Origin of the sequence: Leifsonia williamsii, assembly GCF_030433685.1 — a bacterium.
Taxonomy (GTDB): Bacteria; Actinomycetota; Actinomycetes; order Actinomycetales; family Microbacteriaceae; genus Leifsonia; species Leifsonia williamsii.
Genome location: NZ_JAROCF010000001.1, coordinates 541,325 through 567,925, shown reverse-complemented (window position 1 = coordinate 567,925; position 26,601 = coordinate 541,325). Strand labels below are relative to the sequence as shown.

At 72.0% G+C, this 26,601-nt stretch carries 24 protein-coding genes; 19 read left to right on the top strand and 5 right to left on the bottom strand.

Features of this window, described 5'->3' with window-relative positions:
- Position 1 precedes the first annotated feature (1 nt).
- The 3 genes from P5G50_RS02635 (at position 2) to P5G50_RS02625 (ending at position 2,256) form a co-directional block, all read left to right on the top strand.
- Positions 2–1,114: a hypothetical protein gene (locus tag P5G50_RS02635; protein WP_301211449.1), complete on the top strand. Its 1,113-nt coding sequence runs from the start codon at positions 2–4 to the stop codon at positions 1,112–1,114.
- A gap of 205 nt (positions 1,115–1,319) precedes the next feature.
- Positions 1,320–1,769: an SRPBCC family protein gene (locus tag P5G50_RS02630; protein WP_301211447.1), complete on the top strand. Its 450-nt coding sequence runs from the start codon at positions 1,320–1,322 to the stop codon at positions 1,767–1,769.
- Positions 1,762–2,256, top strand: coding sequence for a MarR family winged helix-turn-helix transcriptional regulator (locus tag P5G50_RS02625; protein WP_301211446.1), 495 nt, complete (start codon positions 1,762–1,764; stop codon positions 2,254–2,256). Before P5G50_RS02630 ends, P5G50_RS02625 begins: the two co-directional genes overlap by 8 nt.
- Positions 2,257–2,441: 185 nt before the next feature.
- Here P5G50_RS02625 and P5G50_RS02620 read toward each other — a convergent pair whose 3' ends face one another.
- On the bottom strand, positions 2,442–3,194 hold the full coding sequence (locus P5G50_RS02620; RefSeq protein WP_301211444.1) for a GntR family transcriptional regulator: 753 nt from the start codon (positions 3,192–3,194) through the stop codon (positions 2,442–2,444).
- A 197-nt stretch (positions 3,195–3,391) separates the two neighbouring features.
- Between P5G50_RS02620 and P5G50_RS02615 the strand changes: the two genes are divergently transcribed.
- The 8 genes from P5G50_RS02615 to P5G50_RS02580 are packed head-to-tail and all read left to right on the top strand — an operon-like array spanning position 3,392 to position 14,100.
- The gene (locus P5G50_RS02615) at positions 3,392–4,471 is read left to right on the top strand and encodes a substrate-binding domain-containing protein (RefSeq protein WP_301211442.1); all 1,080 of its coding nucleotides are present in this window, start codon (positions 3,392–3,394) and stop codon (positions 4,469–4,471) included.
- 31 nt (positions 4,472–4,502) lie between these two features.
- Complete coding sequence (locus tag P5G50_RS02610) at positions 4,503–6,023, top strand: sugar ABC transporter ATP-binding protein (protein WP_301211440.1); 1,521 nt, start codon at positions 4,503–4,505, stop codon at positions 6,021–6,023.
- A complete protein-coding gene (locus P5G50_RS02605; RefSeq protein ID WP_301211438.1) occupies positions 6,020–7,033 on the top strand; it encodes an ABC transporter permease in 1,014 nt (337 codons plus the stop codon). The genes P5G50_RS02610 and P5G50_RS02605 overlap by 4 nt, the downstream gene beginning before the upstream one ends.
- Positions 7,030–8,091, top strand: coding sequence for an ABC transporter permease (locus P5G50_RS02600; RefSeq protein WP_301211435.1), 1,062 nt, complete (start codon positions 7,030–7,032; stop codon positions 8,089–8,091). The genes P5G50_RS02605 and P5G50_RS02600 overlap by 4 nt, the downstream gene beginning before the upstream one ends.
- Positions 8,084–8,992 (top strand): 3-hydroxy-5-phosphonooxypentane-2,4-dione thiolase, encoded by a 909-nt coding sequence (lsrF, locus tag P5G50_RS02595; RefSeq protein ID WP_301211432.1) that lies wholly within the window; start codon positions 8,084–8,086, stop codon positions 8,990–8,992. Before P5G50_RS02600 ends, lsrF begins: the two co-directional genes overlap by 8 nt.
- Before the next feature lies 1 nt (position 8,993).
- Positions 8,994–10,658 (top strand): glycerol-3-phosphate dehydrogenase/oxidase, encoded by a 1,665-nt coding sequence (locus P5G50_RS02590; RefSeq protein WP_301211429.1) that lies wholly within the window; start codon positions 8,994–8,996, stop codon positions 10,656–10,658.
- On the top strand, positions 10,655–12,148 hold the full coding sequence (locus P5G50_RS02585; protein ID WP_301211426.1) for an FGGY-family carbohydrate kinase: 1,494 nt from the start codon (positions 10,655–10,657) through the stop codon (positions 12,146–12,148). Before P5G50_RS02590 ends, P5G50_RS02585 begins: the two co-directional genes overlap by 4 nt.
- Positions 12,145–14,100 carry an SDR family NAD(P)-dependent oxidoreductase gene (locus P5G50_RS02580; RefSeq protein ID WP_301211424.1) on the top strand — a complete coding sequence of 652 codons (1,956 nt, stop codon included), beginning with the start codon at positions 12,145–12,147 and terminating at the stop codon, positions 14,098–14,100. The genes P5G50_RS02585 and P5G50_RS02580 overlap by 4 nt, the downstream gene beginning before the upstream one ends.
- Positions 14,101–14,137: 37 nt before the next feature.
- Here the strand turns inward: P5G50_RS02580 and P5G50_RS02575 are convergent, their stop codons facing one another.
- The gene (locus tag P5G50_RS02575; protein ID WP_301211422.1) at positions 14,138–14,713 is read right to left on the bottom strand and encodes a TetR/AcrR family transcriptional regulator; all 576 of its coding nucleotides are present in this window, start codon (positions 14,711–14,713) and stop codon (positions 14,138–14,140) included.
- Between the two features lie 97 nt (positions 14,714–14,810).
- On the opposite strand from P5G50_RS02575, the gene P5G50_RS02570 reads away from it, so the two are divergent.
- On the top strand, positions 14,811–15,647 hold the full coding sequence (locus P5G50_RS02570) for an alpha/beta fold hydrolase (protein ID WP_301211420.1): 837 nt from the start codon (positions 14,811–14,813) through the stop codon (positions 15,645–15,647).
- Between the two features lie 670 nt (positions 15,648–16,317).
- On the top strand, positions 16,318–17,688 hold the full coding sequence (locus P5G50_RS02565; RefSeq protein ID WP_301212766.1) for an ABC transporter substrate-binding protein: 1,371 nt from the start codon (positions 16,318–16,320) through the stop codon (positions 17,686–17,688).
- A 181-nt stretch (positions 17,689–17,869) separates the two neighbouring features.
- Here the strand turns inward: P5G50_RS02565 and P5G50_RS02560 are convergent, their stop codons facing one another.
- The 3 genes from P5G50_RS02560 to P5G50_RS02550 all read right to left on the bottom strand — a co-directional run bounded on the left by P5G50_RS02560 (position 17,870) and on the right by P5G50_RS02550 (position 21,406).
- On the bottom strand, positions 17,870–19,330 hold the full coding sequence (locus tag P5G50_RS02560; RefSeq protein WP_301212767.1) for an MFS transporter: 1,461 nt from the start codon (positions 19,328–19,330) through the stop codon (positions 17,870–17,872).
- Positions 19,331–19,484: 154 nt separating this feature from the next.
- Positions 19,485–20,441 (bottom strand): carbohydrate ABC transporter permease, encoded by a 957-nt coding sequence (locus P5G50_RS02555; RefSeq protein ID WP_301212768.1) that lies wholly within the window; start codon positions 20,439–20,441, stop codon positions 19,485–19,487.
- A complete protein-coding gene (locus P5G50_RS02550) occupies positions 20,441–21,406 on the bottom strand; it encodes a carbohydrate ABC transporter permease (RefSeq protein WP_301212770.1) in 966 nt (321 codons plus the stop codon). Before P5G50_RS02550 ends, P5G50_RS02555 begins: the two co-directional genes overlap by 1 nt.
- A gap of 703 nt (positions 21,407–22,109) precedes the next feature.
- Here P5G50_RS02550 and P5G50_RS02545 point away from each other — a divergent pair.
- From P5G50_RS02545 to P5G50_RS02520, 6 genes are all read left to right on the top strand, one after another.
- A complete protein-coding gene (locus tag P5G50_RS02545; protein ID WP_301212771.1) occupies positions 22,110–23,141 on the top strand; it encodes a LacI family DNA-binding transcriptional regulator in 1,032 nt (343 codons plus the stop codon).
- 557 nt (positions 23,142–23,698) lie between these two features.
- Positions 23,699–24,016, top strand: a complete 318-nt coding sequence (locus tag P5G50_RS02540; protein WP_301212772.1) for a DUF7882 family protein — start codon at positions 23,699–23,701, stop codon at positions 24,014–24,016.
- Between the two features lie 77 nt (positions 24,017–24,093).
- Positions 24,094–24,582 (top strand): hypothetical protein, encoded by a 489-nt coding sequence (locus P5G50_RS02535; RefSeq protein ID WP_301212773.1) that lies wholly within the window; start codon positions 24,094–24,096, stop codon positions 24,580–24,582.
- Complete coding sequence (locus P5G50_RS02530) at positions 24,563–24,985, top strand: DUF6098 family protein (protein WP_301212774.1); 423 nt, start codon at positions 24,563–24,565, stop codon at positions 24,983–24,985. The genes P5G50_RS02535 and P5G50_RS02530 overlap by 20 nt, the downstream gene beginning before the upstream one ends.
- Positions 24,978–25,637, top strand: coding sequence for a hypothetical protein (locus P5G50_RS02525; protein WP_301212775.1), 660 nt, complete (start codon positions 24,978–24,980; stop codon positions 25,635–25,637). The genes P5G50_RS02530 and P5G50_RS02525 overlap by 8 nt, the downstream gene beginning before the upstream one ends.
- Positions 25,634–26,596: a glycosyltransferase gene (locus tag P5G50_RS02520; RefSeq protein ID WP_301212776.1), complete on the top strand. Its 963-nt coding sequence runs from the start codon at positions 25,634–25,636 to the stop codon at positions 26,594–26,596. Before P5G50_RS02525 ends, P5G50_RS02520 begins: the two co-directional genes overlap by 4 nt.
- Positions 26,597–26,601: the final 5 nt, after the last annotated feature.

Below are 26,601 nucleotides of genomic sequence, written 5' to 3'. Positions count from 1 at the left end.
GATGACCACCTCGGACCCGAACCAGCCGACCGCGCCCGGTGCGCCCGCGCCCGCTGACCGCCCGCGCCGCCACTGGAGCGCGAAGGCGTCGCTGTGGCTGGTCGTCGGCATCCTGCTCGCCGCGGGTGTGCTCGGCGCGTACTCGATCATCGCGGGCGACCAGTCCAACGTCGCCGGCCGGGCGTGGCTCACGCTGCTGCTCGTGGCGGCCTACGGAGGCGCGGTCCTGCTCGACACCAATGTCGCGAACGGACCCAACCGCTGGTACCTGACGGCGTCGATCTCGGTGAACACGGTGCTGCTGGCGGCGGGCCTCCTGAAGCTGTGGAACGGCTGGCTGCAGGGCGCGGACACGGCGTCGGCGTGGGTCTGGACGGAGCAGCTGTTCCGCTTCTTCGGCCTCGTCCTGCTGCTGCGCCTCGCGCTGCTGCTGACGCAGGTCTTCGTGCTGCGTTTCATCACCCGCGCCCGCTCGCCGCGGCTGCGGTGGCTCGCCGTCGTCACGCTCGCGCTGCTGTGGCTGACCGTGCTCCTGCTCGCGCTGCCGGCCGCCTTCCCCGAGCCCGAGTGGCCCGACTGGTGGTGGAGGCTCGCCGGCGCCGGCGCGCTGCTCACGGTGGTCGCCGCGGTGGCGCAGCTCGTGGTCGCGGCGTTCGAGGCGCGCGAGCGGAACGCGGCGGCGGGCGCTGCGGGGGCCGCGGGCGTCGCGGGCGGGCCGCAGGGGCAGTGGGCGCAAGGGCAGTGGGCGCAGCAGCAGCCGCAGCAGTCGTGGGCGCAGCAGTCGGATGTCGCGCAGCCGCAGCAGTCGTGGGCGCAGCAGTCGGCTGTCGGGCAGCCGCAACAGCCGGTCGCCGAGGCCCAGCCACAGCCTCCCCAGCAGCAGCAGCCGGTCGCCGGGGCCCAGGCGCAGCCTCCGCAGCCTCCCCAGCCGCAGTGGGATGCGGCCCGGCAGGCGTGGGTGCAGGCCCACTGGGATCAGGCGCTGCAGCAGTGGGTCCAGCTCGTGTGGGACCAGGGCACCCAGCAGTGGCTCTGGGCTGCACCGCAGCCGCAGCAGCACGCGCAGCCGCAGCAGAGCCAGGGCCAGCAGCCGTGGCAGCCTCCCCTCTCCTGACCGCCAACGGCGACACCGGACGACCTGCGCGACCTGAGGATCGACGCCCTGACCTTCCGGGGAGCGGCAGCGCCGAGGACGCGGACCTCCACAAGGTCGACACCTTCGCGCTCCGCGTGGCGGACTGACGAGCCGCCTCCATCGGTTGACGCGGCGTGCCGTCGGGCCATAAACTAAGCGCGCTTAGTAGATGAAGGAGCATGCCATGTGGACCACCGACTTCAGCGCCACCACCGATGCATCCGCCGCCGCCGTCTGGGCCGCGCTGCGCGACCTGCACAGCGGCACCCCGCTCGGCCTGGCGAGCGACCGCTTCGAGCTGCACGGCCCCTTCGCCGTCGGCACGCGCGTGACGGTGACGCCCCAGGGCCAGGACGCCATGACCTCCGAGATCGTGGAGCTGGAGCCGGGACACGTCTACGCCGACCGCACGGCCTTCGGCGGGCTCACCCTCACCTTCCGGCACACGCTCGTGGAGCAGGAGGGCCGCACCTCGGTCACCCACACCGTGGAGATCGCGGGCGAGGAGGCCGACGCGGTCGGCCCGGAGCTCGGGCCGCAGATCGCGGGCGACTTCCCGGTGGCGATGGCCGAGCTGCTGGCGGCGGCGGAGGCGCGGTCGACGGGTGCGCCCGCAGAGGCCGCGCGTGTCTGAGGGCCGCGGCGCGCCTGGCGGCGGCGCGCCTGACGGCGGCCTCGGGAGCCGGTTCCCGGCCGCCGGGCAGAGCCCCGGCCTCCTGCTGTGGCGGGTGACGAACCGCTGGCAGGCCGTGATGCGCGCCGCGCTCGCACCGCACGGGCTGACCCACGTGCAGTACGTGCTGCTGGCCTCCCTGACCTGGCTGGGCGACACCGAGCCCGAGCGGCTGGTCACCCAGGTGGACCTCGCCGGCTTCGCCGCGACCGACCCGATGATGACGTCGCAGGTGGTCCGCGGCCTCGAGAAGGTAGGACTGGTGGAGCGGCTGCGCCACCCGACCGACGGCCGCGCGCGGGTGCTCCGCGCGACTCCGGAGGGCGCGGCCGCCGCACGTCGCGCCACCGCCGACGTCGAGGCCGCCGACGCCGGCTATTTCGCGGCGGTCGATGCCGAGCGGTTCACGAGCGATCTGGCACGGCTCGCGGAGCGCGCGGCGCCGTAATCGGCCAAACGGCCGTGATTAGCCGAACGGTTTGGCGCAACACGCCGCGCGCCGGCACTCCCCGACGGCGTGTCGTGCCAACTCGGTGGGCGCCGAGGTCAGCGCACCGCGACGGCATGTCGTGCCGACTCGGCGGGCGCAGGCACTCCGCGACGGCATGTCTCGCCGACCGGCAGGCGCCGGGCTCACCGCACCCCCACGTAGAACCGCGACTCATCGCTGCGGTGCAGCGCGTGGTAGTACTCGAACGGCGTGCCGTCCTCGTCCCAGGCGACCGACTCGATGTCGAGGGCGGGGGCGCCGGCGGGCAGCTCCAGCAGGGCGGCCTCCTCGGGGGAGGGGATGATCGCTTGCAGCCAGCGGTCGGCACCCGCGGGCGCGATGCCGTACGTGCGGCGCAGGTGGTCGTAGAGCGAGCGGTTCTCGAGGTGCGCCTTCAGCAGGCTGGCGAAGCGGTCGCGGGGGAGGGTGGTGCGCACCAGCAGCCAGGGGGTGCCGTCGACCGTGCGCAGGCGGCGCATGCGGATCACCGGCGCGCCCTCGGGCAGGCGCAGCGCCGCGGCCTCCCGCTCGTCCGCCTCCCCCTCGTCCAGCGACAGCACGCGCGTGATGACCGTGCGGCCGCTGCCGGCGAGGTCCTCGGAGGAGCCGGCGTTGGAGCCGATGAACGACAGGTCGCGCCGCGGCGGCGACACGAAGGAGCCCTTGGCGCGGATCTTGTAGATCTGGCCGCGGCGCACCAGCTCGGCCAGGGCCTCCCGCACCACCGTGCGCGAGACGCCGTAGCGGTCGATGAGGTCGTTCTCGGAGGGGAGGGCCTGGTCGGGCGCGAGGGCGCCGGTCTCGATCGCATCGCGCAGCACCCCGACGAGCTGCTGCCAGAGGGGCTCCTTGGAGTCCCGGTCCAGCGGCACATCGCTCAATGCCTGTGCGGGCATCGCTTCCCCCTCCCTCCTGCCCGGCCTCGTCGCCGGAGAAGCCTGGCTTGACACTCCGCAAGGCTACTGTCTACAGTCTTGTCACTACAAGCTTGTCATGACGAGTTAGATGTGACAAGTTGACCTGAGGCAACAGACCGGCCCGCCGGACCCGAACAGCACTCGCAGAGAAGCGAACCCCCACTGGAGGCAGAACAATGAAGTTTCGATCCTGGCGCCGCATCGGCGTCGTCGCCGCCGTCGCGGCGGCCCTCACCCTCACCGGCTGCTCCGCCGGCGCGGCCGGAAGCGGCGACGGCGGCTCCGGCAAGACCGAGGGCATCTCGGTCGCGCTGAGCAACGGCTTCGTCAACGGCTGGCGGCTCACCCTGATCGACAAGTTCGAGAAGGAGGCCGGCAAGCTCAAGAAGGACGGCGTCGTCTCCAAGTACACGACCGTCAACGCCCCCGGCGAGAACAGCGCCACCGAGCAGGCGTCGCAGATCCGCAGCCTGGTGCTGCAGAAGCCGGACATGCTGATCGTCATCCCGGCGTCCTCCACCGCTCTCGTGCCCGCCGTCGAGGAGGCCTGCAACGCGGGCATCACCGTGCTCGTGCTCGACGCCGACATGAAGGCCGACTGCGCCCACATCGTCCGCAACGACTACGCCAAGTGGGGCGAGGTCTCGCTCGTCCCCGCGCTGAAGGCGATCGACGGCAAGGGCGACATCATCATCAACCGCGGCGTCATCGGCTCGCAGCCCGAGGAGGAGTTCAACAAGCGCCAGCACGAGATCCTCAAGGACTACCCGGGCGTGAAGGTCGCGGCCGAGGTCAACGGCTACTGCGACGGCTCCACCGCGCAGAAGGAGATCGTCTCGGTGCTCGGCTCGCTGCCGCCCATCGCGGCGGTGCCCGGCTGCATCGGCGGCATGGGCGTCGTGCAGGCCTTCGAGTCGGCCGGCCGGCCGGCGCCGGTGGTCGTCTTCGACACCGACGGCAAGTCGCTGAAGTTCTGGAAGGACTCGGGCATCAGCAACGGCTCGTTCGCCGCGCTGACCGACCCGGGCCAGGGCGTGGCCGCCCTCTACGTCGGCCTGGAGCTCCTCGCCGGCGAGAAGGTCCCGTCGACCGTCGTGCTCCCGCTGCTGGAGATCGGCCAGGACGACCTCGACTACTGGGCAGGCACGCTCTCGGCCGACGAGTACGCCGCGTACCCGTGGGACGAGGCCAGCGTGAAGGCCGCCATCGCCGCCGTCGCCGACGGGAAGGACGCCGAGGCGCCCGCGCTCAAGTAGCGCGACCGACCGGCGAGTTCGAGGAGGAGCCATGCCAACGACGATGAAACCGACCACCACGAGCGTGGGGGAGGAGCGCGCGGCCGACGCCGCCACCGCCCCCGCGACCGCGCCCGGCCAGGCGGCGACGATCGCCGCCCGCGGCGTGACCAAGCGCTACGGGAGCACCCGCGCGCTGACCGGTGTCGACCTGCACGTCGAGCGCGGCGAGATCCTCGGGCTCGTCGGTCACAACGGCGCGGGCAAGAGCACGCTCATGCGCATCCTGGCCGGTCGCGAGCAGCCCGACGCGGGCGCCGTGACGGCCCGGGATGCCGCAGGCACGACCTGGGACGCTCGTTCGGCCGCCGCGGCCGGCGTCCGCATGGTCTACCAGGAGCTGGCGCTCTGCGCCGACCTCACGGTCGCCGAGAACGCGTACCTCTCCGACCGCCGCCGCTCGGCCTCCTTCGGGTGGATGGGCCGCGCGGAGCGGCGGATCGGGGAGGTGCTGGACACCGTCTTCCCCGGGCACGGGATCGCGGTGGTCCGCCGCGTCGGCGAGCTCACCCTGGCGCAACGCCAGATGGTCGAGATCGCCCGCGCGCTCTGCACCGAGCGGCTCGGCCTGCTCATCCTGGATGAGCCGACCGAGTCGCTCGGGGTGGACGCGGCAGGCCAGCTCTACGCGCACCTCCACCGGCTGACCGCCGACGGCGTGAGCGTGCTGCTGATCTCGCACCGCATGGCCGAGGTGATCGCGCACAGCGACCGCGTCGCCGTCATGCGCGACGGCGCCGTCGCGGGCGTCTTCACCGGCGCCGACGAGCGCACGCTGCTGCACGCGATGGGCGGCGAGGTGCACGCGGCGGCGGAGGTCGAGGCCGCGGCGGAGGCCAGGGAGGCGGGGGAGGTCGTGGCCGCGATCCGCGGCGACGGCGCGCCGTTCACCGTCCGCTCGGGCGAGATCGTCGGTCTCGCGGGGCTCGCCGGCCAGGGCCAGGAGCGGATGCTCACCCGGCTCTGGTCGGCCGGCCCGCTGACCCGCGGCGTGAGCGCCCCGCGCCGCCGCGCGTACGTTCCCGGCGACCGCCAGACCTCCGGCATCCTGCCGCTCTGGAGCGTCGCCCAGAACCTGACCGTCGCCGCCCTGCGCAGCATCAGCACCGCGGGCGTCGTCAACGGCCGCGCCAAGCGCGAGCTCGCGGCGCGCTGGATCGACGCGCTGCGCATCCGCGGCGCCGCAGGCACCCCGATCACCGCGCTCAGCGGCGGCAACCAGCAGAAGGTGCTGGTCGCCCGCGCCTTCGCCACGGACGCCTCCCTGGTGCTGCTCGACGACCCGTTCCGCGGCGTCGACGTCGCCACCAAGAACGAGCTCTACACCCTGATGAAGGCGGAGGCCGCCGCCGGCCGCGCGATCGTCTGGTACTCCACCGAGAACGCGGAGATGGCGCACTGCGACCGCGTCTACGTGCTCCGCGCGGGGCGCATCGTGTCCGAGCTCGCGGGCGACAGCAACACCGAGGAGCGGATCATCGCCGACTCGTTCGAGGAAGGGACCGCCCGATGACCACCGCGACCACCGCCTCCACGGCGCCCGCACCCGGCACCGCGGCCCGCGGCTCCGGCCGGCCGCCCGCGGCGACCCGGCTGCGCGCCGGTCTCGCCCACGGCTCGCCCGCCCTGCTCTCCCTCGTCGCCCTGGTGGTGATCGTGGCATTGGCCGCGGCCATCCAGCCGGGCATCCTCTCGGTCACCGGGCTCAGCCTCATGCTGATGTCGGCCGTGCCACTGGTCTTCGCCGCGCAGGCGCAGATGATCATCATGTCGGTCGGCGATATCGACCTCGGCATCGGCAACCTCGTCGGTCTGGTCACGGTCATCGCCGCCACGCTCCTGGCCACGAACCCGGTGCTCGGCGTGCTGATGCTCGGCGCGGTGCTCGTGGTCTACGCGCTGCTCGGACTGATCGTGCAGAAGCGCGGCGTCCCCTCCATCATCGTGACGCTCGGCATGTCGTTCGTCTGGCTGGGCGTCGGCCTGCAGCTGCTGCCCACGCCCGGAGGCGCGACCCCGGCCTGGCTGACCGCCATCGGCTCCTGGCGCAGCGACATCGTGCCGCCGCCGCTGGTCTTCATCGCCCTCGCCGCGCTCGTCGGCTGGTGGCTCACCCGGCGCAGCCGTGTCGGCGCCCGGATGCGCGCCCTCGGCTCCAGCGCCGCCACCCTCGACAAGGCGGGCTGGTCACTGACCCGCACCCGCGTCACGGCCTACGTGCTCGCTGCCGTGCTCATCCTCGTCTCCGGCCTGCTGCTGGCCGCGCAGACGCGGTCGGGCGACATCAACTCGGCCAGCAACTTCACCCTCACCACCATCGCCGCGGTCATCCTCGGCGGCGGCACGTTCTCCGGCGGACGCGCGCTCCCCTTGGGGACCACGCTCGGCGCCGTCACCCTCGGCCTGATCTCCGTGCTGCTCAGCCTGGTCGCGCTCCCGTCGAGCATGCAGGCCGGCGCACAGGGCGTGATCGTGCTCGCGGTGCTGGCCGGCCGCATCATCACCGAGAGGTTCAGCCGATGACCACCTCCACCTCCACACCTGCTCCCGCGCAGACCCCGCCCACACTCTCGACCCCGGTGGTGGAGACGCGGCGCCGGTTCCACTGGCCCGCCTGGGGCTGGTCGCTGATCGGCGTGCTGGCCGTCTGGCTCTGCATCGTCGCCGTGCGGCCCGCAGCACCCTTCGACCCGCTGGCCCAAGCGCTGTCGCTGGCGCCGTTCCTCGTGCTCGTCGCACTCGGCCAGATGCTCGTCATCACGCTGGGGCCTGGCAACATCGACGTCTCGGTCGGCACGGTCGTCTCGATGGCGTCGTACGTCTCCGTCGGTGTCGGCGCCGCCGCCGGCCCGGTGGTCGGGATCGCCGCGGCCGTGGGTGCCGGTCTCGGCGCCGGCCTGATCAGCGTGATCGCCATCCTGGTGCTGCGCGTGCCGCCCATCATCGCGACGCTCGCCACCAGCCTGATCGTGCAGTCGACCACCCTGCTGCTCGCCGACGCCAACCGCGCCTCCGCCGATGCGGGGCTGCGCGCCTTCGTCAACGCGAAGGTGCTGGGCATCCCGGTCATGGCGCTGGTCGTCGTCGCGGTCACCGTCGTCGTGGGGCTCGTGCTCGCCCGCACCCGGTTCGGCCTCTCGGTGCTCGCCGTGGGCCAGAGCCCGCGTGCCGCCGAGCGCGCCGGCATCCGCGTGTGGCGCGTCACCGCGATCACCTACCTCGTGAGCGGCGGCCTCGCCGGGCTCGCGGGCGGCCTGCTCGCCGCCTTCATCTCGCCGAGCACCGTGCTCGGAACCTCGTACATGCTCGACTCCGTCGCCGTGGTGGTGATCGGCGGCACGCTCATCTCGGGCGGCCGCGCGGTGCCCGTCGGCGCCTGGACCGGCGCGCTGTTCTTCGTGCTGCTGTCGGGCCTGCTCAACCTCGTCGGCTGGAGCGTCGGCGCCCAGAACATCCTCAAGGGCGTCCTCGTGGTCGCGGTCGTGGTCGTCTCGACCGCCGCGACCGGCACCGGCCGGTCCGTGCTCGCGCGGCTGCGCGACTCCCTGCCCATCACAAAGAAGGAGAACACCCATGGCTGACCTCGACGACCTCCGCGAAGGCACCGACTTCGGGGGCGCCGTCGCCCGGGCGGGCGACTTCCCGCTGAAGGGCCTCGCCGGACAGGACTGGGGGATGCGCGCGCGCCTCTCGCGCGTCTTCGACCCGGCCGACGGCAAGACGGTCATGCTCGCCTTCGACCACGGCTACTTCCAGGGCCCGACCTCGGGGCTGGAGCGGCTCGACCGCTCGATCGTGCCGCTGGTCCCGCAGGCCGACGCCCTGATGTGCACCCGCGGCGCCCTGCGCACCACGATCCCGGCCACCTCGGGCAAGGGCGTCGTGCTCCGCGCGAGCGGCGGCCCGAGCGTGCTCGGCGACCTGAGCCAGGAGGACCTGGCCGTCTCGATCGACGACGCGGTCCGGCTCGACGCCGCCGCGCTGGCCGTGCAGGTCTTCGTGGGCTCCGAGAACGAGTCCCGCTCTGTCAAGAACCTGACCACGTTGGTCGACCAGGGTCAGAGCGCCGGCATCCCGGTGCTCGCGGTGACCGCCGTCGGCCGCGAGATGGTCCGCGACGCCCGCTACTTCCGGCTGGCCACGCGCATCACCGCCGAGCTGGGCGCCGCCTTCGTCAAGACGTACTACGTCGAGGAGGGCTTCGAGACCGTCACCAGCGCATGCCCGGTGCCGATCATCATCGCGGGCGGCAAGAAGGTGGAGGAGCAGGAGGCTCTGCGCGTCGCCTACCGCGCCATGCAGGAGGGCGCGGCGGGCGTCGACATGGGCCGCAACGTGTTCCAGTCCGAGCACCCGGCCGCCATGCTCGCCGCCGTGCGCGGGGTCGTCCACGACGGGCTCACCGCCGAGGACGCCTTCGACCTCTACCGGCAGCTCTCCTTCGAGTCGGCCGGGCACGACGTCCCCGAGCTCGCGCACTGACATGCCGGCGCTCACAACCTACACGCCCGAGATCCCGGCGGTCGACGTCGCGATCATCGGCGCGGGCATCAACGGCCTGGCCGTCGCACGGGAGGCCGCCGCGCGCGGCCTCTCGGTCGCCCTCTTCGACCAGGACGACCTCGCCGCCCGCACCTCCGCGATCTCGACCCGGCTCGTCCACGGCGGGCTCAAGTACCTCGAGCGGTTCGAGCTGAACCTGGTCTACGAGTCGATCCGCGAGCGGAACATCCTGCTCGCCAAGGCCCCGCACCTGGTCCACCCGTACCCGATGCTCATCCCGTTCTCGAAGGCGCAGAGCCGGCCGGGCTGGCTGCTCGCCTGCGGCCTGATGCTGCACGACGTGCTCTCGATCGGCAAGCCGCTCCCCTTCAACCGGGTCGTCTTCCGCAAGCGGCTGAAGCGCGACTGGCCGGCCCTCGCCGACGCCGGCCTGCGCTGGGGCGGGCTCTTCCACGACGCCAACGTGCCGGTCACCGAGCGCCTCGCGGTCGAACTCGCGGTGGACGCTCAGCGGCACGGCGCCATCGTCTCCACCCACTCGCCGGTGGAGTCGCTGGTCCGCGCGAGCGACCGCATCACCGGTCTGCGCTACCGCGACCGGGTCACCGGCGAGACGAAGACCGTGCCGGCGCGGCTCGTCGTCAACGCCGCCGGTCCGTGGGTCGACCGCGTGCTCGACCTCGCCGGGGCGCACGACCGGCGTATGGGTCCGACGAAGGGCAGCCACCTGGTGGTCGACGCCTTCCCCGGCGCACCCGACACCTGCATCTTCTTCGAGTCGCCCGACGACACCCGGCCGATGTTCGTGCTGCCGTGGGAGGGCAAGTACATGATCGGCACGACCGACCTGCCCTACGACGGGTCGATCGACGAGATCGTCATCGACGAGGACGAGACGGCGTACCTCCTCAACGCGGTCAACCAGCTGATCCCGCAGGCCGGCCTCACCCCCGGCGACGTGCTCTGGTCGTACTCGGGCGTGCGCCCGTTGCCCTACGTGGGCGAGCTCGACGACCCGTCGAAGGTCAGCCGCGACCACGAGATCGTCGTGCACGACGGGCAGGAGGTCGGTCTCGTCACGATCATCGGCGGCAAGTGGACGACGCACCGCGCCCTCGGTGAGCTGGTCGTGAAGCGGCTGGAGCGCGAGCTCGGCCGCCGCCCCGGCCCCTCGCCGACGCGAGCAGCGCGCCTCCCCGGAGCCCCCGATGGCGACTGGGCGGAGTACCGCGCCCGCGTCATCGAGCGGAGCACCCTGCCGCCGCGCTCGGCCGCGCGCCTGGTCGACACCTACGGCGTCGCCGCCGCCGCGATCGAGCGCCTCGCCGCCTCCATCCCCGCGCTCGCCGCGGTGGTCGACCCCGAGACCGGCGCCATCGCCGCCGAGGCCGTCTACGCGGTGCAGGAGGAGGGTGCCCTCACCCTCGAGGACGTCGTGCTGCGCCGCATGGCCGTCGCCCTCAACAGCAACGTCGGCCTGGCCGCCGCACCCGCAATCGCCGCCGTCCTGGTGGAGCACGCGGGGTGGAGCGAAGACCGCGCCGACAGCGAACTTGACCGCTACCGCGCGGCGATGCGACGCTTCAAGCCGCGCGCTCTCGACGGCGAGCGCGAGGCCGGGACCATGCGAGGAAGCACGGAATGAAGCACTGCCTGATCGGGATCGACGTCGGCCTCACCGCCGCCAAGGCCGCCGCCTTCGACGAGACCGGCGCCGAGCTGCGCACGGTCTCGGCGGCGAACCCGCGCGTCGCGGTCGCCGCCGACCGGCAGGAGATCGACATGGCCGCGCTGTGGGAGGTCGTGGCGGGCGTGCTCGCCGATCTCACCGCGTGGCTCGCGGCCGAGGGCTGGACCGTGCGCGGCATCGGCGCCACCGGTCACGGCAACGGCCTCTACCTGGTGGACGACGAGCTGCGCCCGGTGCGCACGGCCTTCGCCTCCACCGACAGCCGCAGCGAGCGCATCGTCGCCGCGCTCGACCCCGACGAGGTCGAGCGCGTGCGGCTGGTGACGGGCTCGGTGCCGTGGGCGGGCCAGCCGGGCGTGCTGCTGCGCTGGCTGCTCGACGAGGAGCCGGAGACGCTGGAGCGCTCGCGCTGGGCGCTCAGCTGCAAGGACTGGATCACCGCGTGCCTGACCGGCCGCCCGAGCGCCGACTTCTCGGACGCCTCCGCCTGTGGCCTGGTGAACCTCGCCGAGCGCACCTACGAGCCGGCGGTCTTCGACCTGCTCGGCCTGCCGCGCGACCTGATGCGGTTGCAGCCTCCCCTCTCCCGCTCCGACGAGGTCGTCGGCAGCGTGACCGCGGCGGCCGCCGCGCTGACCGGGCTGCCGGAGGGCACGCCCGTCGTCGCCGGCTGCATGGACTGCATCGCTAGCCCGATCGGCGCCGGAGCGACCGCGCCCGGCGACGTGACCGTCATCGTCGGCACCTGGGCGATCAACTCGGTCGTCGTGCCCGCCGACAGCGAGCCGCCGCGCGTGACGCTCAACGCCCTCCTGCCCGACCCGCGCTACATGCTGGCTCAGGAGGTCGCGCCCACCTCGGCCGCGAGCGTCGAGTGGTTCTCCACCCTGATGTCGACGGTCGCCGTCGACGCGGTGAGCCCGCGAGACCTCCTGCACGCCGCCTCCACCGTGCCCGCCGGCGCGGACGGGCTGCTCTTCCTGCCGTTCGTGCACGGCGCGCCCGAGCACCTCGGCGCCTCCGGAACCCTCCTCGGCGTCAAGGACAAGCACGGCTACCGCGAGATCGCGCGCGCCGTCGCCGAGGGGATCACCCAGTACCACCGCGTGCAGCTCGACAAGGTGCGCGTGAGCGGCGCCACCGTCTCCACCGAGCCGTGGACGCTCGCAGGGGGCGGCGCCAAGAACCCGGTGTGGGCGCAGATGTTCGCCGACATCATCGGCCACCCGGTGCGCCGGCAGCTCGGCACCGAGCTCGGGGCGCGCGGCGTCGCCTCCCTCGCGGCCACCGGCGTCGGTGTCGACACCGCGTGCTGGCGCATCGACCCCGACCCGGCGCTCGTCGTCGGCCCGGGCGACGACCGGCCCGTGTACTGCGCCCAGGCCGAGCGGTTCGACCGCACCCTGGCCGCGATGCGGGACGTGTGGACGGAGCTGGCGCGATGAGTGCGTCGAGTGCTGGGGGCCTGGGCCTTGGACCGGAGGTGGAGGCCGCCCTCGCCGAGATCACGCGCGTCTCGCGGGCGCTCGGCGGCGACGCCGCGCTCGTCCTGCACGGCGGCGGCAACACCTCCATCAAGGCGGTCGGCCGCGATGTGACCGGCGAGGAGGTCGAGCTCGTCCTCGTCAAGGGCAGCGGCTGGGATCTCGGCTCGATCGAGCCCGCCGGCTTCGCTCCGCTGCGCCGCGACCGCCTCCGGCGGCTGCTGCGCCTGGAGGAGCTGTCCGACAGCCGCATGGTCAACGAGGTGCGCCAGGCGTCGCTCGACGCATCGGCGCCCACCGCCTCCATCGAGGCCCTGCTGCACGCGCACCTCCCCGCCCGCGTCGTGCTGCACTCCCACGCCGACGCCATCGTGGCCCTCACCGACCAGCCAGACGGCGTGCAGCGCGCGGCGGACGTGCTCGGCGACGGCGTGCACGTGCTGCCGTACGTGATGCCAGGGTTCCCGCTCGCGCGGGCCGTGGCGGAGGCTCCGCTCGACGGCGTCGACGCCCTCGTGCTCGCCAATCACGGCCTCTTCACCTTCGCCGACGACCCTGACGAGGCGCTGCGGCGCCACCTCGAACTGGTCGAGCGCGCGTCGGCGTCGTTCGGGGCGCGGGAGTGGGGCGCCCCCGGCACCCCCATCGACCGCGCCGGTTCGCCCGTCGAGCTGGCCACCTTGCGCCGTGAGATCTCGCGCGCCGCCGGTCGCCCGCTGGTCCTCCGCCAGTCCTCGTCGTCGCGCGCGCTCGCGTACGCGCAGCGCCCCGACCTCGCATCGGTGACCGCGCGCGGCACAGCCACGCCTGAGCACGTCATACGCACCAAGCGATCGCCACTGATCGGGCGCGACGTCGACGCGTACGCCGACGCGTACGCCGCCTACGTGGACGCCCACCGCGATCGCATCCCCGGCGCCATCGAGCCGATCGACCCGGCGCCGCGCGTCGTCCTCGACCCGCACCTGGGCCTCCTCACCGCCGGCGTCTCGCGCTCGGCCGCCGACGCCGTGCACGACATCGCCCTGCACACCATGGACATCGTGGAGGCCGCCGACGCTCAGGCGGGCTACCGCTCGCTCGACGAGGCCCTCACCTTCGACATCGAGTACTGGGAGCTGGAGCAGGCCCGCCTGCGCGCCGGCGCCTCCGGCCGCCCGCTCGACGGCGAGGTGGCGCTGGTCACCGGCGCCGCCTCCGGCATCGGCCGGTCCGCCGCCGCTTCACTGCTGGCCCAGGGGGCGTCCGTCATCGGGGTCGACCTGAGCGCGGCGGTCGAGTCGGCGTTCGCCGGGCCCCCGTGGCGCGGCGTCGTCGGCGACGTCTCCGACCCGGCCGTGCTCGACCGGGCGCTGGAGGTCGCGGCGCGCGATTTCGGAGGTCTCGACATCCTCGTGGTCGCCGCCGGGATCTTCCCCGCGAGCGAGCCGCTGGCCTCCTTCGCCGACGAGGTGTGGGAGCGTTCGCTGCGGGTGAACACGACGGCGGTCGCGCGCGCCCTGCGCGCCGCGCACCCGCTGCTCGCCCTCGCGCCGCGCGGAGGCCGGGTCGTGCTCGTCTCGACCAAGAACGTCGCAGCCCCCGGCCCGGGTGCGGCGGCCTACTCGGCGAGCAAGACCGGGGCGGCCCAGCTCGCCCGCGTCGCCGCACTCGAGTGGGCGGCCGACGGCATTCGCGTCAACCAGGTCGAGCCGGACGCGGTCTTCGACACCGCCATCTGGACCCCGGAGCTGCTCGCCGAACGCGCGGCGCGCTACGGCCTCACGGTCGAGGAGTACCGCACCCGCAACCTCCTCGGCGTCGAGGTCACGAGCGCCCTGGTGGCGGAGGCCGTCCTCGCCTTCGCCGCGGGCCTCCCGGCCACCACGGGCGCCCACCTCTCGGTCGACGGGGGGAACGACCGCGTGGTGTAGCGCCGGCCGCCGCCGGGCGTCAGCGGCGCACGCGGGCTCAGGAGCGCGCCCCCGACCCCGCCAGCGCCGCCCGGATCAGCACCTCGGCCGCCGCGCGCGCGTCGGCCGCCGCGTCCGGTGTCCCGGCGATCGCCGCCGTCGTCTGCGCGCCCTCCGCCAGGATCGCGAGCTGCGGCGCCAGCGCCGGCCCCGCCCCCGCCTCCCGAGCCAGGTCGGCCACGTACCTCTGGAACGACTCCTTGTGCGTCCGCGCCGCCTCTGCCACCTGCGGGTCGGCCGCACCCAACTCGCCGAACGCGTTGATGAAGCCGCAGCCGCGGAAGGCATCGTCCACGAACCAGTCCGCCAGGTAGTCGTAGATCGCGAGGAGCCGCGCCTCCGCCCCTTCGGTCGTGGCGACGCGCGCCGCGACGCCGTCGGTCCACATCCGGTGCCGCTTGTCGAGCACGGCGAGGATGAGCTCGTCCTTCGACGGGAACTCGCCGTACAGCTTGCGCAGCGAGACACCCGCGCTGTCGCGGATCTCGTCCATCCCGACCGCGTGGAAGCCCTTCGCGTAGTAGAGCCCGTCCGCCGCGTCGACGATGCGCCGGCGCACCTCTTCGTCTGCCATGCACCGATTGTACTTGACGGAGAACGCTGGTTCTCATATAGTCGTCGACAGCGGCGAGAACGAGCGTTCTCGCATAACGAGGACGAGAGGAAACGTCATGGGCTACATCACCGTCGGCACCGAGAACTCCACCCCGATCGAGCTCTTCTACGAGGACCACGGCTCGGGGCAGCCGGTCGTGCTCATCCACGGCTTCCCGCTCGACGGCCACTCGTGGGAGAAGCAGACCGCAGCCCTGCTCGACGCCGGCTACCGCGTCATCACCTACGACCGCCGCGGCTTCGGCCGCTCCAGCCAGGTCACCACCGGCTACGACTACGACACCTTCGCCGACGACCTGAAGGTGGTGCTCGACACCCTCGATGTGCGCGACGCGGTCCTGGTCGGCTTCTCGATGGGCACCGGCGAGGTCGGCCGCTACCTGGCCCGCCACGGGTCCGAGCGTGTGGCGAAGGCGGCGTTCCTCGCCTCCCTCGAGCCGTACCTCCTCAAGACCGACGACAACCCCGAGGGCGCCGCGCCGATCGAGTTCTTCCAGGGCATCGTGGAGGCGGTGAAGGCCGACCGCTACGCGTACTTCACGCAGTTCTACAACGACTTCTACAACCTCGACGAGAACCTCGGCAGCCGCATCAGCGAGGAGGCCGTGCGCAACTCGTGGAACGTCGCCGCGAGCTCCGGCGCCTACGCCTCGGCCGCAGCGCCGCTGACCTGGTTCACCGACTTCCGCGCCGACATCCAGAGGATCGACGTGCCGACCCTGATCCTGCACGGCACCGCCGACCGCATCCTCCCGATCGACGCCACCGGCCGCCTCTTCGCCAAGGCGCTGCCGCAGGCCACGTACGTCGAGGTGGAGGGCGCGCCGCACGGCCTCCTCTGGACGCACGCGTCCGAGGTCACCGAAGCCCTGCTCGCCTTCCTGGCGAAGTAGGCCGCGGCGCGGTCCCGCGGGGTCGCGGCGTCGCGGCCCCGCGGCCCCGTGGCTCCGCGGTCCCGCGGCCCCGCGGCTCCGCGGTCCCGCGTCCACCGAGCCGCCCGCCCCGCGCGCAGCCCTCGCCGAGGCTCAGCCGGTCCCGCCCGCCCCGCGCGCAGCCCCCGCCGAGGCCCCGCCGGCCCCGCCGGCCCCGCCCGCCCGGTCGCCCTCCGCTCGAGCCGAGACCCCGCCGGCCGTGATCCCCTTCACGGCCGACGGGGTCTTACGCGTCTCCGCACCCGCCCCCGCGCCCACCCTGGACACACCTCCACCCCCACAGCCGGCGAGTACGCGAAATATGCACCCGACACGCCGTACGCGGCAGCATTCTCCGCGTACTCGGCGGCTCGAGACCCGCCGGGCCCGGAGTCAGCGACCCCGCGAGGGAATGTGGCATCGTTGCCATACCCACCCCGGGCCTTGACCCTCGACGGCTTCAAGCGTACAAAACGGTTAGATAACGAATGCGCGCGCTTGCTGCTCAAAACTCTTGTCAATAGCCCGGATACTGCGTTACTTTGCGATGTGGGAAGGTTTCCAGGTTTGCCGCTTCGCACCACGGCGCCGGGACACAGACCTCTTCGCGCGGGCGACGACGCCCGTGGCGACTCCATCGAAGGGAAATCGAATGAACAAGAGGCACACCGCCCTCGCCACGCTGGCGATCACAGCGTCGGTGGCGCTCCTCGCCGGCTGCAGCTCCAGCGGCGGCGGCTCGTCCAACGCTGACTTCTCCAAAGACGCCAAGGGCCAGCTCAACGCGTGGGGCTTCGACAACGCCGACGAGGTCGGCACGTCGCGTCTCGACTATGCGAAGAAGCAGCTCAGCGACGTCCAGATCAAGATCGACCAGACCCCGTTCGACGCTCAGAAGTTCACCACCCGCGTCGCGGGCGGCAACGTGCCGGACGTCGTCCAGATGGACCGCCAGTTCGTCGCGACCTACGCGGCCCAGGGCCTGATCATGCCGCTCGACCAGTGCTACTCGGTCCACGATGTCGACCCGAAGTCCGCCTACTACCAGTCGGTCGTCGACGACATCACGCTCGGCGGCAAGATCTACGCTGTGCCGCAGTTCTACCAGCCGCCGGCGATCATCACCAACGAGCGCGTCATGAAGGCCGCCGGTGTCACCGACGCCGACATCGACACCTCGAAGCCCGAGACGCTCATCGCCGCCATCAAGAAGATGTACAAGGCCTCCGGCGACAACCCGAGCACCCTCGGCTTCGACCCGCAGGCCAGCGGCCAGGCGGGGCTGTGGCTGCTCGCCTACGGCGGCCAGATCATCGACAAGGACGGCAAGCCGACCCTGGACGACTCGAAGAACGAGAAGGGCCTGGAGGTCCTGAAGCAGATCGCCGACGCCCAGGGCGGCTACGCGAAGATGAAGAGCTTCACCGACTCCTTCGACTTCTTCGGCGAGAACAACCAGTACGTGAAGGACCAGGTCGGCGCCGAGGTCAACGCCCAGTGGTACGTGAACGTGCTGACCCCGTTCGTCGACAAGGTGGACATCGGCGCCGTCCCGTTCAAGGACAGCAGCGGCCAGCCGTTCACCGTCGCCTCCGGCACCTCGTTCGTGATCCCGACCGGCGCCAAGAACAAGGACGCCGCCTGCGCCTGGGCCCTCGACCTGACCAGCAAGGACGCGTGGATGGCCGCCGGCGCCGCTCGTGCGAAGACGATCTCCAGCACCCCGGGCGCCATCAACACCGGGCTGTTCACGGGCTCGCCGGAGGCCGACAAGGCCATCCGCGACCAGTACGTGAAGCCGTCCGGCAACGCGGGCTTCGACAAGGCGATCTCGACCTACTACGACGTCGTCGGCAGCGGCAAGTCGTTCGGCGCCTCGCCGGCCGGCCAGCAGATCCAGACGGAGCTGCAGAACGCGATCCAGTCGTACCTCCTCGGCAACAAGTCGGCGAGCAAGGCCCTCCAGGACGCGCAGACCGCCGCCCAGAAGGCGTACGACCAGGCGGCCAAGAGCAAGAAGTAGTCGCCCACTCCGACGAAGGGGCGGTCTCCGTGGGGAGGCCGACCCTTCGGCGTGTGCGGGCAGGGGCGGCCGCCGCCCGCCCACAGTCCGCCCACCGACTTGTCACGACACGCCGTCTGCGTCCGCCCGCGCGCGGCGAGTCTCGCCAAATGGATGGGTGGAGGGTGCTCAGTGGCGCCCCTCAGCCCGCCGCGACCTCCACCACATCCTCCACATCCCGCGCGCCGCGCAGCGCCTTCCCCAGGAGGATCGGGCAGCACAGCAGCAGCACCCCCGCCGCCAGCACGGTCCAGCGCGCCCCGATGACCTCGCCCAGCACCCCGCCGATGATCGCGCCGAGCGGGAACAAGCCCATCACGACGACCTGCATGGTGGCATTCACGCGTCCGAGCAGGCGGTCGGGGACGATCTGCTGGCGGAGGCTGACGTTCGTGATCGCGTACACGATCTGCCCGAGTTCCCCGGCGGCGATCCCGACGACCACCAGCAGCGTCCACCATCCCGGCTGCGCGAACGCAGTCGCCAGCGACAGCGGAGTCGTGACCGCCAGCGACAGCCAGATGATCCGCGCGGACCCCACCGCGCCGGCGAGCCGCGTGGTGAAGGCCGCGCCGATCATGACCGTCACCGACCCGACCGCGATGACGACGCCGATGACCGCGGGAGGCAGCCCGAGCGTCCGCGACAGGAACACGATGTTCACCGCCGACGCCACCGCGAACGCGAAGTTGCTCACCGCACTGGCGACCGCCGTCGCCCGCAGCACCCGAGTGTGGAAGACGACCCGAAGCCCCTCGGCGATGTCGGCGCCCATGCGCGACCGCCGACCGCCTCCTGCCGTGCCGGAAACGGAGGCGGCGCCCTCCGCCGGTTCGGCGTGTCCGCGGGGAAGGGAGGACTCGCGCGTCTCGGGCCGCCGTATCTCCTCCGTTTCCGGCACAAGCCCATCGGTGTCGGAAACGGAGGCGGCGCGCTCCTCCGTTTCCGCCTGCGCAGGCAGCACGTAGGCCCCCGCGGCCCCCGCCCGCCCCTCCCGCGCCCGGATCCCCAGCAGGCACGCCGCCGACACCGCGAACGTCACCGCCTGCACCAGCACCACCAGCGCGGCCCCGAGCGCCGCCACCAGCACCCCGCCCAGCGCCGGCCCTGCCACCTGCCCGGAGGCGCGCACGAATTCCAGCGACGAGTTGCCGGCGAGCACGCGGTCGCGGCCGATCACCGCCGGCAGGTATGAGCGGTAGCCGACGTCGAAGAACACGCGCGCGACGCCGACCAGGAGGGAGACGACCAGTAGCTGCCACACGCTCAGCACCCCGAGCATCCACGCGAGCGGGATGGTCGCGAGCAGCACCGCGCGCACCAGATCGCTCGCGACGAGCACCGGCCGGCGCCGCACGCGGTCGATCCACGCGCCGGCGGGCAGCCCGAGCACGGCGAACGCGATCGTGGAGGCGGCGCCGAGCAGCCCCACCTCGAACGCCGACGCGTGGAGGGTCGCGACCGCGAGCAGCGGGATGGCGACGCCGCTGACCTGCGCGCCGAGCTGACTGGTCGTCTGCCCGGCCAGCAGCAGCCGGAAGTCGCGCTGCCCGAAAAGCGACGACGAAGACGACGATGAAGAAGAAGTGGAGGGAGACCTCACGACGATCCTTTCGATTTCGGGCTCCGGGCCCGGTACAGGTGGTCCTCCCACCCGCCGGCTGGATCCGAGAATCGTCGCTAGGGGGGTTAAACGTTACCGGGCGCGACGGCTGATGTCCAACCGTCGCGCCCGGCACAAGGCGAGCGAGAAGCGCTCAGCCTTTGCGGCCCTGCGTCGCGACTCCCTCGATGAAGTACCGCTGCCCGAAGGCGAACAGCAGGAGCATCGGCAGCGTCACGATGAGGCTCGCGACCATCACGTACTGGTAGTCGCCGTGGCCTCCATTGGTCGGGCTGAAGGTCGTCATCGCGTACGAGATGCCGAGCGGGACCGTGAAGCCCTCGACCCCTCCCGCGTTCAGGTAGATCAGCGCCGCCTGGAGGTTGTTCCAGCTGGCCTGGAACTCGAACAGGAAGATGATGATGAACGACGGGATGCTGAGCGGCAGCGCGATCTTCGTGAACAGCTTCCAGTAGCTCGCGCCGTCGAGGCGGGCGGCCTCGAACAGTTCACGCGGCAGCCCGAGGAAGAACTGGCGCTGCAGGAAGATGTAGAAGGCCGAGCCGAACAGGTTCATGCCGAACAGCGGTATCCACGTGCCGATCAGTCCCAGGTTCTTCCAGATGAGGTACTGCGGCACCATCGTGACGGCACCGGGCAGCATCATCGTGGCGAGCACGAGGCCGAAGAGGAGGGTGCGGCCCGGGAACTTGAAGTACGCGAACCCGAACGCGACGATCGAGCTCGAGATCGCGACCAGGCCGGCGGCGAGCACCGCGATGATGATGCTGTTGCCGATCCACGACAGCAGCGGGAGCTGGTTCCACACCTCCACGTAGTTCTGCGGCGTGAACGTCTTGGGCCACAGGGAGTTGTCGAACACCTCCTGCCGCGGCTTGAGGCTCGACGCGAGCAGCCAGGCGAACGGGTAGAGGAACAGCAGGCCGAACGCGATCAGCACGATCCAGAGGATCGTCTTGCCGATCACCGTCTTCGGCTTGTACCAGCGGTCCTCCTTCTTACGTCCGGAGGGGCGGGGCGCGCCGGTCGCGACCTGCGCCTCGGAGGCGAGCGGTGCCGCGGCGGGGGCGGACTGTGTTGCCGACGACATCACTTGTCTCCTTCGTAGTAGACGAGGCGGTTGCTGACCTTCACCTGCACGAGCGTGATCAGGAGGATGATCACGAACAGCAGCCAGGCCATCGCGGCGGCGAAGCCGAAGTTGAACTGCCGGAACGCCTGCTGGAACAGGTAGACCCCGTAGAACAGGGACGACTCGGGAGACGCGTTCGTCTGGTCGCGCCAGAACAGCAGGTACGCCTGGTCGAACACCTGCAGCGCCGCGATGGTCAGGACGACGACGTTGAAGAAGATCGCCGGCGAGATCATCGGGATGGTGATGGTGAAGAACTGCCGGATGGGCCCTGCTCCGTCGAGCGACGCCACCTCGTAGAGGTCGCGCGGCACGTTCTTGAGCGCGGCGAGGAAGATCACCATCGTGCCGCTGACGCCCCACAGCGTCATGAGGACGATCGACGGCTTCACCCAGTTCGGGTCGATGAGCCACTGCGGGCCGTCGATGCCGAAGATCGCGAGGAACCGGTTGATCGCGCCCGTGTTGCCGTTGAGCAGCAGCAGGAAGATGGAGGCCGTCGCCACCGCCGGCGTCATCTTCGGCAGGTAGTAGAGGGTGCGGAAGACGCCCGCCCCGCGGCCGACCCAGTTGAGCAGCAGTGCGAGGACGAGCGCGAAGATGATCTCCAGCGGAACCGCCATCACCGCGTAGAAGAGGGTGTTGCCGAGCGAGAGCCCGACCTTCGGGTCATTGAACAGCTCGGCGTAGTTGTCGACGCCGGCCGGAGTGGCGCTGTTGGTCGCCAGGTTGTAGTTGCTGAACGAGATGTAGAGGCTGTACAGCATCGCGCCGAGCGTGAACACCAGGAAGCCGACGATCCAGGGGCTGATGAACAGGTAGCCCGCGATCGCCTCGCGCTTGTTGTACTTGGTGACGCGCTTCTTCCCGGGCTTGCGCGCGTCCGTGCGCGCCTTGCGGGACGTTTCGGTCAGGACGGCCATCAGCGGCCTCCCTCGCCTGCAGCATCGTCGAGCTCGGTGATCCTCATCGCCGCCCTTTCGATCCTTCCGCCTGCGCGGCGCCCGGTCGGCTCACGCCCCCGCGGCCCTGCGCCAGCAGGATGTGGCATCGTTACCACATCACGGCGAGCATAAGGCCTCGACTGCCGAGACGCAACCGGACCGCCCGCCCCGGCCGTGCCCGCTCCGGGCCTGACGGGGCACAGGGCACCCTTTGCTTCCGGCACGGACGGTACACCGCGGGGGGAGGCGTGTCTGCCCCGGGGGAGGGCGGCCCGGGGCCGCAGACTTGCAAGCGCGCGTCCGCAGTTCGGCCGCGCAGTTTCTGGTGATCCACCCCCGCGGCTTGGCGTCCGCGTCTACAGCCGATCGGCTCCCGCGTCTCTGTCCACAGGCCCCGGCTCTGCGACCTCGTCCACAGCCGATGGACGCCGGTGCTCTGCCCGACCACCGCTCCGGCTTTGGTCGCCCCGTGCACAGTGGATGGCCTCCGGCGCGTCAATCCAAGCCCTCGGCTCTGGCCGCCCATCCACAGTCCACGGGCCGCGGCGTCTCCGTCCGCAGTCCATGGTCTCAGGCGTCTCCATCCACATATTCCTTCACCCGCCATCCCCGCGGCCCGCCGCCCATTAGTGTGGATTCGCGCTGAGCGTCCGGGGATGGGGGCGCGAGAGGAAGGGTGTCGATGAGCGAGCTGGAGCAGGCGGGCGTGCCCCGCCGTGCGACGTTGAAGGACGTCGCGCGGGAGGCCGGCGTGTCGCAGTCCACGACCTCGCGCGCGCTGAGCGGCGAGGGGTACGTGGCCGCAGGCGTCCGGCAGCGCGTGCTCGACGCCGCGGAGGCGCTGGGGTATGTGCCGCATGCCATGGCGCGCAGCCTCCGCAAGCAGGACAGCCGCACCATCGGCGTGCTCGTCTCCGACCTCCGCAACGCCTTCTACGCCGACCTCGCCGCCGGCATCGCCGCCCGCGCGCGCCGCGAGGGTTACACGATGATGCTGGTCGACGACCAGGGCTCCACCGAGGCCGAGATGGACGCCGCCCGGGCCTTCGTCGCCACCCGCGTGGCGGGCGTGATCGTGACACCGCTCTCCGGCGACGTCTCCGCGTACCTGATGCGGCAGCACATCCCCGTCATCGAGGCCGACCGGCAGTTCTCCGAGGGCCACGCGGACGCCGTCATCATCGACAACGCGGGCGTCGCCCGCAGGATGACCGACCACCTCATCGACCTCGGGCACCGCCGCATCGCCCTGTTCATCGACGAGACCACGTGGACCACCGGTGGCGAGCGCGCCGCCGGCTACCGCCGCTCCCTCGAGGAGTCGGGCATCGAAGCCGACCCCGCCCTCGTCATCGCCGCCGGGTGGGACGCCGACGGCGCCCGCCGCTCGGCCATCGACATCCTGGCCCGCCGCGACCACCCGACGGCCATCTTCGCCGCCAACAACCTCCTCGCGGAGGGCGTCTGGCGCGCCACCAACGATCTCGGCCTGCGCATCCCCGACGACGTCAGCGTGGTCTCCTTCGACGACTCCGAGTGGATGAGCATGGTGAACCCCGGCATCACCGCGGTCGCGCAGGACGCGGTCGCCCTCGGCGAGACCGCCCTCGACCGCCTGCTGGTCCGCATCGCGAATCCCTCCGCCGACCCCCAGCGGATCGTGCTGGAGGCGCAGGTGCTCCCTCGGGGGTCGACGGCGGCGCCGCGGGCGTAGTGGGGGCGCGGGTGGTCCCGCTGGGGTCGATGGCGGCGCCGGGGCGTAGTGGCGCGGCTGCCCTCGCTGGGGTCGACGGAGGCGCCACGAGCGCAGTGACGGCGCGGGTGGTCGGGCGAAGGTCGACCGAGGTGCCGACGTAGCGGCGGCGCGGGTGGTCGGGCGTGGGAGGTGACGCAGCATAGCGGCGGCGCGGTGGTCCGGCGAGCGTCGACGGCGGCGCCGCGGGCGTGGCATGTCCGTCGGGCGGGTCAGCAACCTGGGCCGTTGGAGCGCGAAGCGGGCTCAACGATGTGGCACAACACGCCGTGGGCCGACGTCCGATGGCGGCATGTCGGGCCATATCGATGGGTAGTTGGAGGTGGCAACGTTCCCACATCGAAAGCGCGCTTAGCCGCGCCGCCGCTGCGCCGCCACGCGCGCCGGGCAGTGCCACGCCTCCCGCCTTGTCAACGCCTGGCGTCCAGGCCGCCGAGGGCGTACTGAGCAAACACCCCCGTGTCAATCCCCTGGAACGGCGCAGCGGCGGCCCAGCTCCTTAGGGCACTATGTGTTCCATGGGAAAACTCGTCTACGGCGCTGGTCAGGAGTATGACCTCGACGACCGCGTGCTGAGCCACGTCAAGCTCGCCATCGTCGCCAAGCTGCGCCGCCACGAGAGCTTCCTCCTCAACTGGGATGTGCCCGTCGAGCAGGGCTCCGGCCGCGTCTCGCTCTGGATCAGCCGCGAGGTGCCCCTCGCGTTCCAGTTCAGCGGCAGCCGGCCGCCCGCGATCAACCCGCAGTGGCTGGAGGCGCTCATGCACACCTCGCAGCGCACCGGCGGCATGGTCGTGATGTCCGAGGATCAGGTCGACCTGCACCTCCCGAACTGAGTGGCTGCTCGAACGCACGGTTCGAACGCCTCGTCAATCCCTGGGGGAGCAACGTCCACCTCTTTACCGTTGCTTCCATGAGTACTCTGACCGCGACAGCGGTCCTGCTGATGCTGCCCCGGCACGCGCGCACCCCCGTCGCGGTGCTGGTCGGCGGCGAGGTGCCGTCGTCGCTGCGGCTCGACATCTTCGACGCCAAGGACACGTTCGTCCGGCTGCGCAAGGGCCCGGGCGGCCACGGCCTCCCCGAGCCCTACCGGCAGGTGTCGTGGGACGAGTTCCCGGCCGAGTCGGCGGCGGTGATCGCCGTGTCTCCCGAGACCTTCGCGCAGGCGCGGTTCGCGAACTCCGCCTCGCTGTTCGGCGCGGTCGACGCGGTCGCCTTCGTGCCGTGGACCGAGAGCGGGGAGGCGTACGATCGCGTGCGCGTCCCCATCCCGTCGCTCGACCGGGCGTCGTGGCACGAGTACGAGCTGGCGACGCAGTCGCGCACGGAGTGCCGCTACCGCGTGGCGACGACGCCCGCGTTCGTGGGAGGAGGAGTGGATGCTCTATCAGCTGTCTGAGATCGAGCGCATGTTCGACGCCGATCGCCCGCTGTTCGTGCGGTTCTCGCAGGGCTACGCGGCCGACATCGTCGGGGGCAGCGCCGACCCGGAGACCGGGCTGAGCTTGCCGGGGCTCGCCGCCCGTCCGCTCGACCCGGAGGAGTGGTGGAGCCTCCCCGCCGCCGAGTGGATCGCGCGGCAGCTCGCCCGGTTCCACCGCGACGAGGCGCACTTCGCCTGGCTGCTGCGCGGCACGGTCGTCGCCCGCACCGCCGACGGCGAGCCGCTGATCGGCGACGTGGAGGTCGTCGGCCGGCTCGCGGACGGCCTGCTCGATCAGGCCGCGCGCGTCTGGCGCGAGCGTTTCGACGCGGCGGTCGGCGCGAGCGAGGCCGAACTGGTGTCGGTGGCGCATGCGTGAGGCCCCACCCGGGGTGATGGAGGCCACGGCCGTCCTGATCCTGATCTCCGACGGCCCGTCCGGGGGCACCGCCATCGTCCTGCGCCGCCCGGAGGCGCCCGCGTTCGTGGTGATGGGCGACGACACCGAGGAGGGCTTCGCCCGCCTGCGCCGCGGCGCGATCGCTTACGGGATGCCGGAGACGTACCAGGCCCTCCCGCGCGACATGATCCGCCATGGCCACGTGCTGCACGTGCGCGACGACCACCGGCTCGGCCGGGTCGACAAGCACGGCACGATCTTCGGGACCAGCCCGGACCTCAAGCTGTGGATCCCGCTGGACGATGACGGGAGGCCCTTCGAGCGGATGCGGGTGCCCATCCCGTCGCTGGAGCGGCCTGCGTACCTCGAGTTCGCCTTCGCCGGCCGCGGCTCCGACGACGCGCTGCTCTACGAGCTCGACGGGGAGGCGCGCAACGGTGACGGCTACCTGTGCCCGTACTGCGGCCGGCTGACCGAGAAGAAGGAGCCGCATACCGCGCAGCACGGGGTCGCGGGGCACCTCCACGCCGGCGTGTCGGCGGGCCACGAGGAGGGCGATGTGCGCGAGCCGGCGCCGCTGACCGGGCCGATCGAACTCGGCGGACACCCTGGAACGGGGTCGCGCCTGTGAGCCGGGCGCTGCGGATCCTCGTCTGGCAGGTGCACGGCGGGTGGATGGACGCGTTCGTGCGCGGCCGCCACACCTACCTCCTGCCGGTGAACAGCCAGGGGGACGGCGCGGTCGGAGCGCGCGACTGGCCGCGCGCGCAGGACGTGCCGGAGGACCAGCTCGCCGGGACCGACTTCGACGTCGCGGTGGTGCAGCGGCTGGAGGAGCTGGACTGGTTGGAGGAGCGCACCGGTAAGCGCCCCGGTGTCGATGTGCCGGTGATCTTCGTGGAGCACAACACTCCGCGGGATGATGTGCCGACCTCCCGGCATCCACTCGCCGACCGCGACGACCTGATCATCGCGCACGTGACGCACTTCAACGCGCTGTTCTGGGACACCGGTTCGACGCGCACGGTCGTGATCGAGCACGGCGTCGTGGACTACGGAAGCTTCTACACCGGCGAGCTGGCGCGGTCGGCGGCCGTGATCAACGAGCCGGTGCGGCGCTGGCGGGTCACCGGCAGCGACCTGCTGGGCGGCTTCGCGGCCATCGCGCCGGTCGACGTCTTCGGGATGCAGGTCGACGGTCTCGCCCAGGCCCTCGGCCTCGGGCCCGACCGGGTGACGGCCGCCGGCGACCTCCCCGCTCCGCAGCTCTTCGCCGAGCTGGGCAGGCGCAGCGTGTACATCCACCCCAACCGATGGACGTCGCTGGGGCTGTCGCTGATCGAGGCGATGACAGCGGGGATGCCCGTGGTCGCGCTCGACACGACGGACGCGCGTCGCGCCGTCGTCCCCGGCGTCGGCGCGATCTCGACGGACGTGCGCGAGCTGCACGCGGCCGTGCGCGCCTTCATCGATGACCCGGAGCGCGGCCGCAGCTCGGGCGAGATGGCGCGCGAGTGGGCGCTGGAGCGCTTCGGCCTGGCGCGCTTCCAGTCGGACTGGGATGCCCTCCTCTCGACCTGGGTCGGCTAGCCAAC

Bases quoted from the DNA above. Each gene is read 5' to 3' on its own strand.
- P5G50_RS02620 (WP_301211444.1), bottom strand. From the start codon at position 3,194: ATGCCCGCACAGGCATTGAGCGATGTGCCGCTGGACCGGGACTCCAAG.
- P5G50_RS02525 (WP_301212775.1), top strand. From the start codon at position 24,978: ATGCGTGAGGCCCCACCCGGGGTGATGGAGGCCACGGCCGTCCTGATC.
- P5G50_RS02615 (WP_301211442.1), top strand. From the start codon at position 3,392: ATGAAGTTTCGATCCTGGCGCCGCATCGGCGTCGTCGCCGCCGTCGCG.
- P5G50_RS02605 (WP_301211438.1), top strand. From the start codon at position 6,020: ATGACCACCGCGACCACCGCCTCCACGGCGCCCGCACCCGGCACCGCG.
- lsrF (WP_301211432.1), top strand. From the start codon at position 8,084: ATGGCTGACCTCGACGACCTCCGCGAAGGCACCGACTTCGGGGGCGCC.
- P5G50_RS02565 (WP_301212766.1), top strand. From the start codon at position 16,318: ATGAACAAGAGGCACACCGCCCTCGCCACGCTGGCGATCACAGCGTCG.
- P5G50_RS02530 (WP_301212774.1), top strand. From the start codon at position 24,563: ATGCTCTATCAGCTGTCTGAGATCGAGCGCATGTTCGACGCCGATCGC.
- P5G50_RS02555 (WP_301212768.1), bottom strand. From the start codon at position 20,441: ATGTCGTCGGCAACACAGTCCGCCCCCGCCGCGGCACCGCTCGCCTCC.
- P5G50_RS02610 (WP_301211440.1), top strand. From the start codon at position 4,503: ATGCCAACGACGATGAAACCGACCACCACGAGCGTGGGGGAGGAGCGC.
- P5G50_RS02630 (WP_301211447.1), top strand. From the start codon at position 1,320: ATGTGGACCACCGACTTCAGCGCCACCACCGATGCATCCGCCGCCGCC.
- P5G50_RS02575 (WP_301211422.1), bottom strand. From the start codon at position 14,713: ATGGCAGACGAAGAGGTGCGCCGGCGCATCGTCGACGCGGCGGACGGG.
- P5G50_RS02570 (WP_301211420.1), top strand. From the start codon at position 14,811: ATGGGCTACATCACCGTCGGCACCGAGAACTCCACCCCGATCGAGCTC.
- P5G50_RS02590 (WP_301211429.1), top strand. From the start codon at position 8,994: ATGCCGGCGCTCACAACCTACACGCCCGAGATCCCGGCGGTCGACGTC.
- P5G50_RS02635 (WP_301211449.1), top strand. From the start codon at position 2: ATGACCACCTCGGACCCGAACCAGCCGACCGCGCCCGGTGCGCCCGCG.
- P5G50_RS02600 (WP_301211435.1), top strand. From the start codon at position 7,030: ATGACCACCTCCACCTCCACACCTGCTCCCGCGCAGACCCCGCCCACA.
- P5G50_RS02545 (WP_301212771.1), top strand. From the start codon at position 22,110: ATGAGCGAGCTGGAGCAGGCGGGCGTGCCCCGCCGTGCGACGTTGAAG.
- P5G50_RS02550 (WP_301212770.1), bottom strand. From the start codon at position 21,406: ATGGCCGTCCTGACCGAAACGTCCCGCAAGGCGCGCACGGACGCGCGC.
- P5G50_RS02585 (WP_301211426.1), top strand. From the start codon at position 10,655: ATGAAGCACTGCCTGATCGGGATCGACGTCGGCCTCACCGCCGCCAAG.
- P5G50_RS02580 (WP_301211424.1), top strand. From the start codon at position 12,145: ATGAGTGCGTCGAGTGCTGGGGGCCTGGGCCTTGGACCGGAGGTGGAG.
- P5G50_RS02535 (WP_301212773.1), top strand. From the start codon at position 24,094: ATGAGTACTCTGACCGCGACAGCGGTCCTGCTGATGCTGCCCCGGCAC.
- P5G50_RS02540 (WP_301212772.1), top strand. From the start codon at position 23,699: ATGGGAAAACTCGTCTACGGCGCTGGTCAGGAGTATGACCTCGACGAC.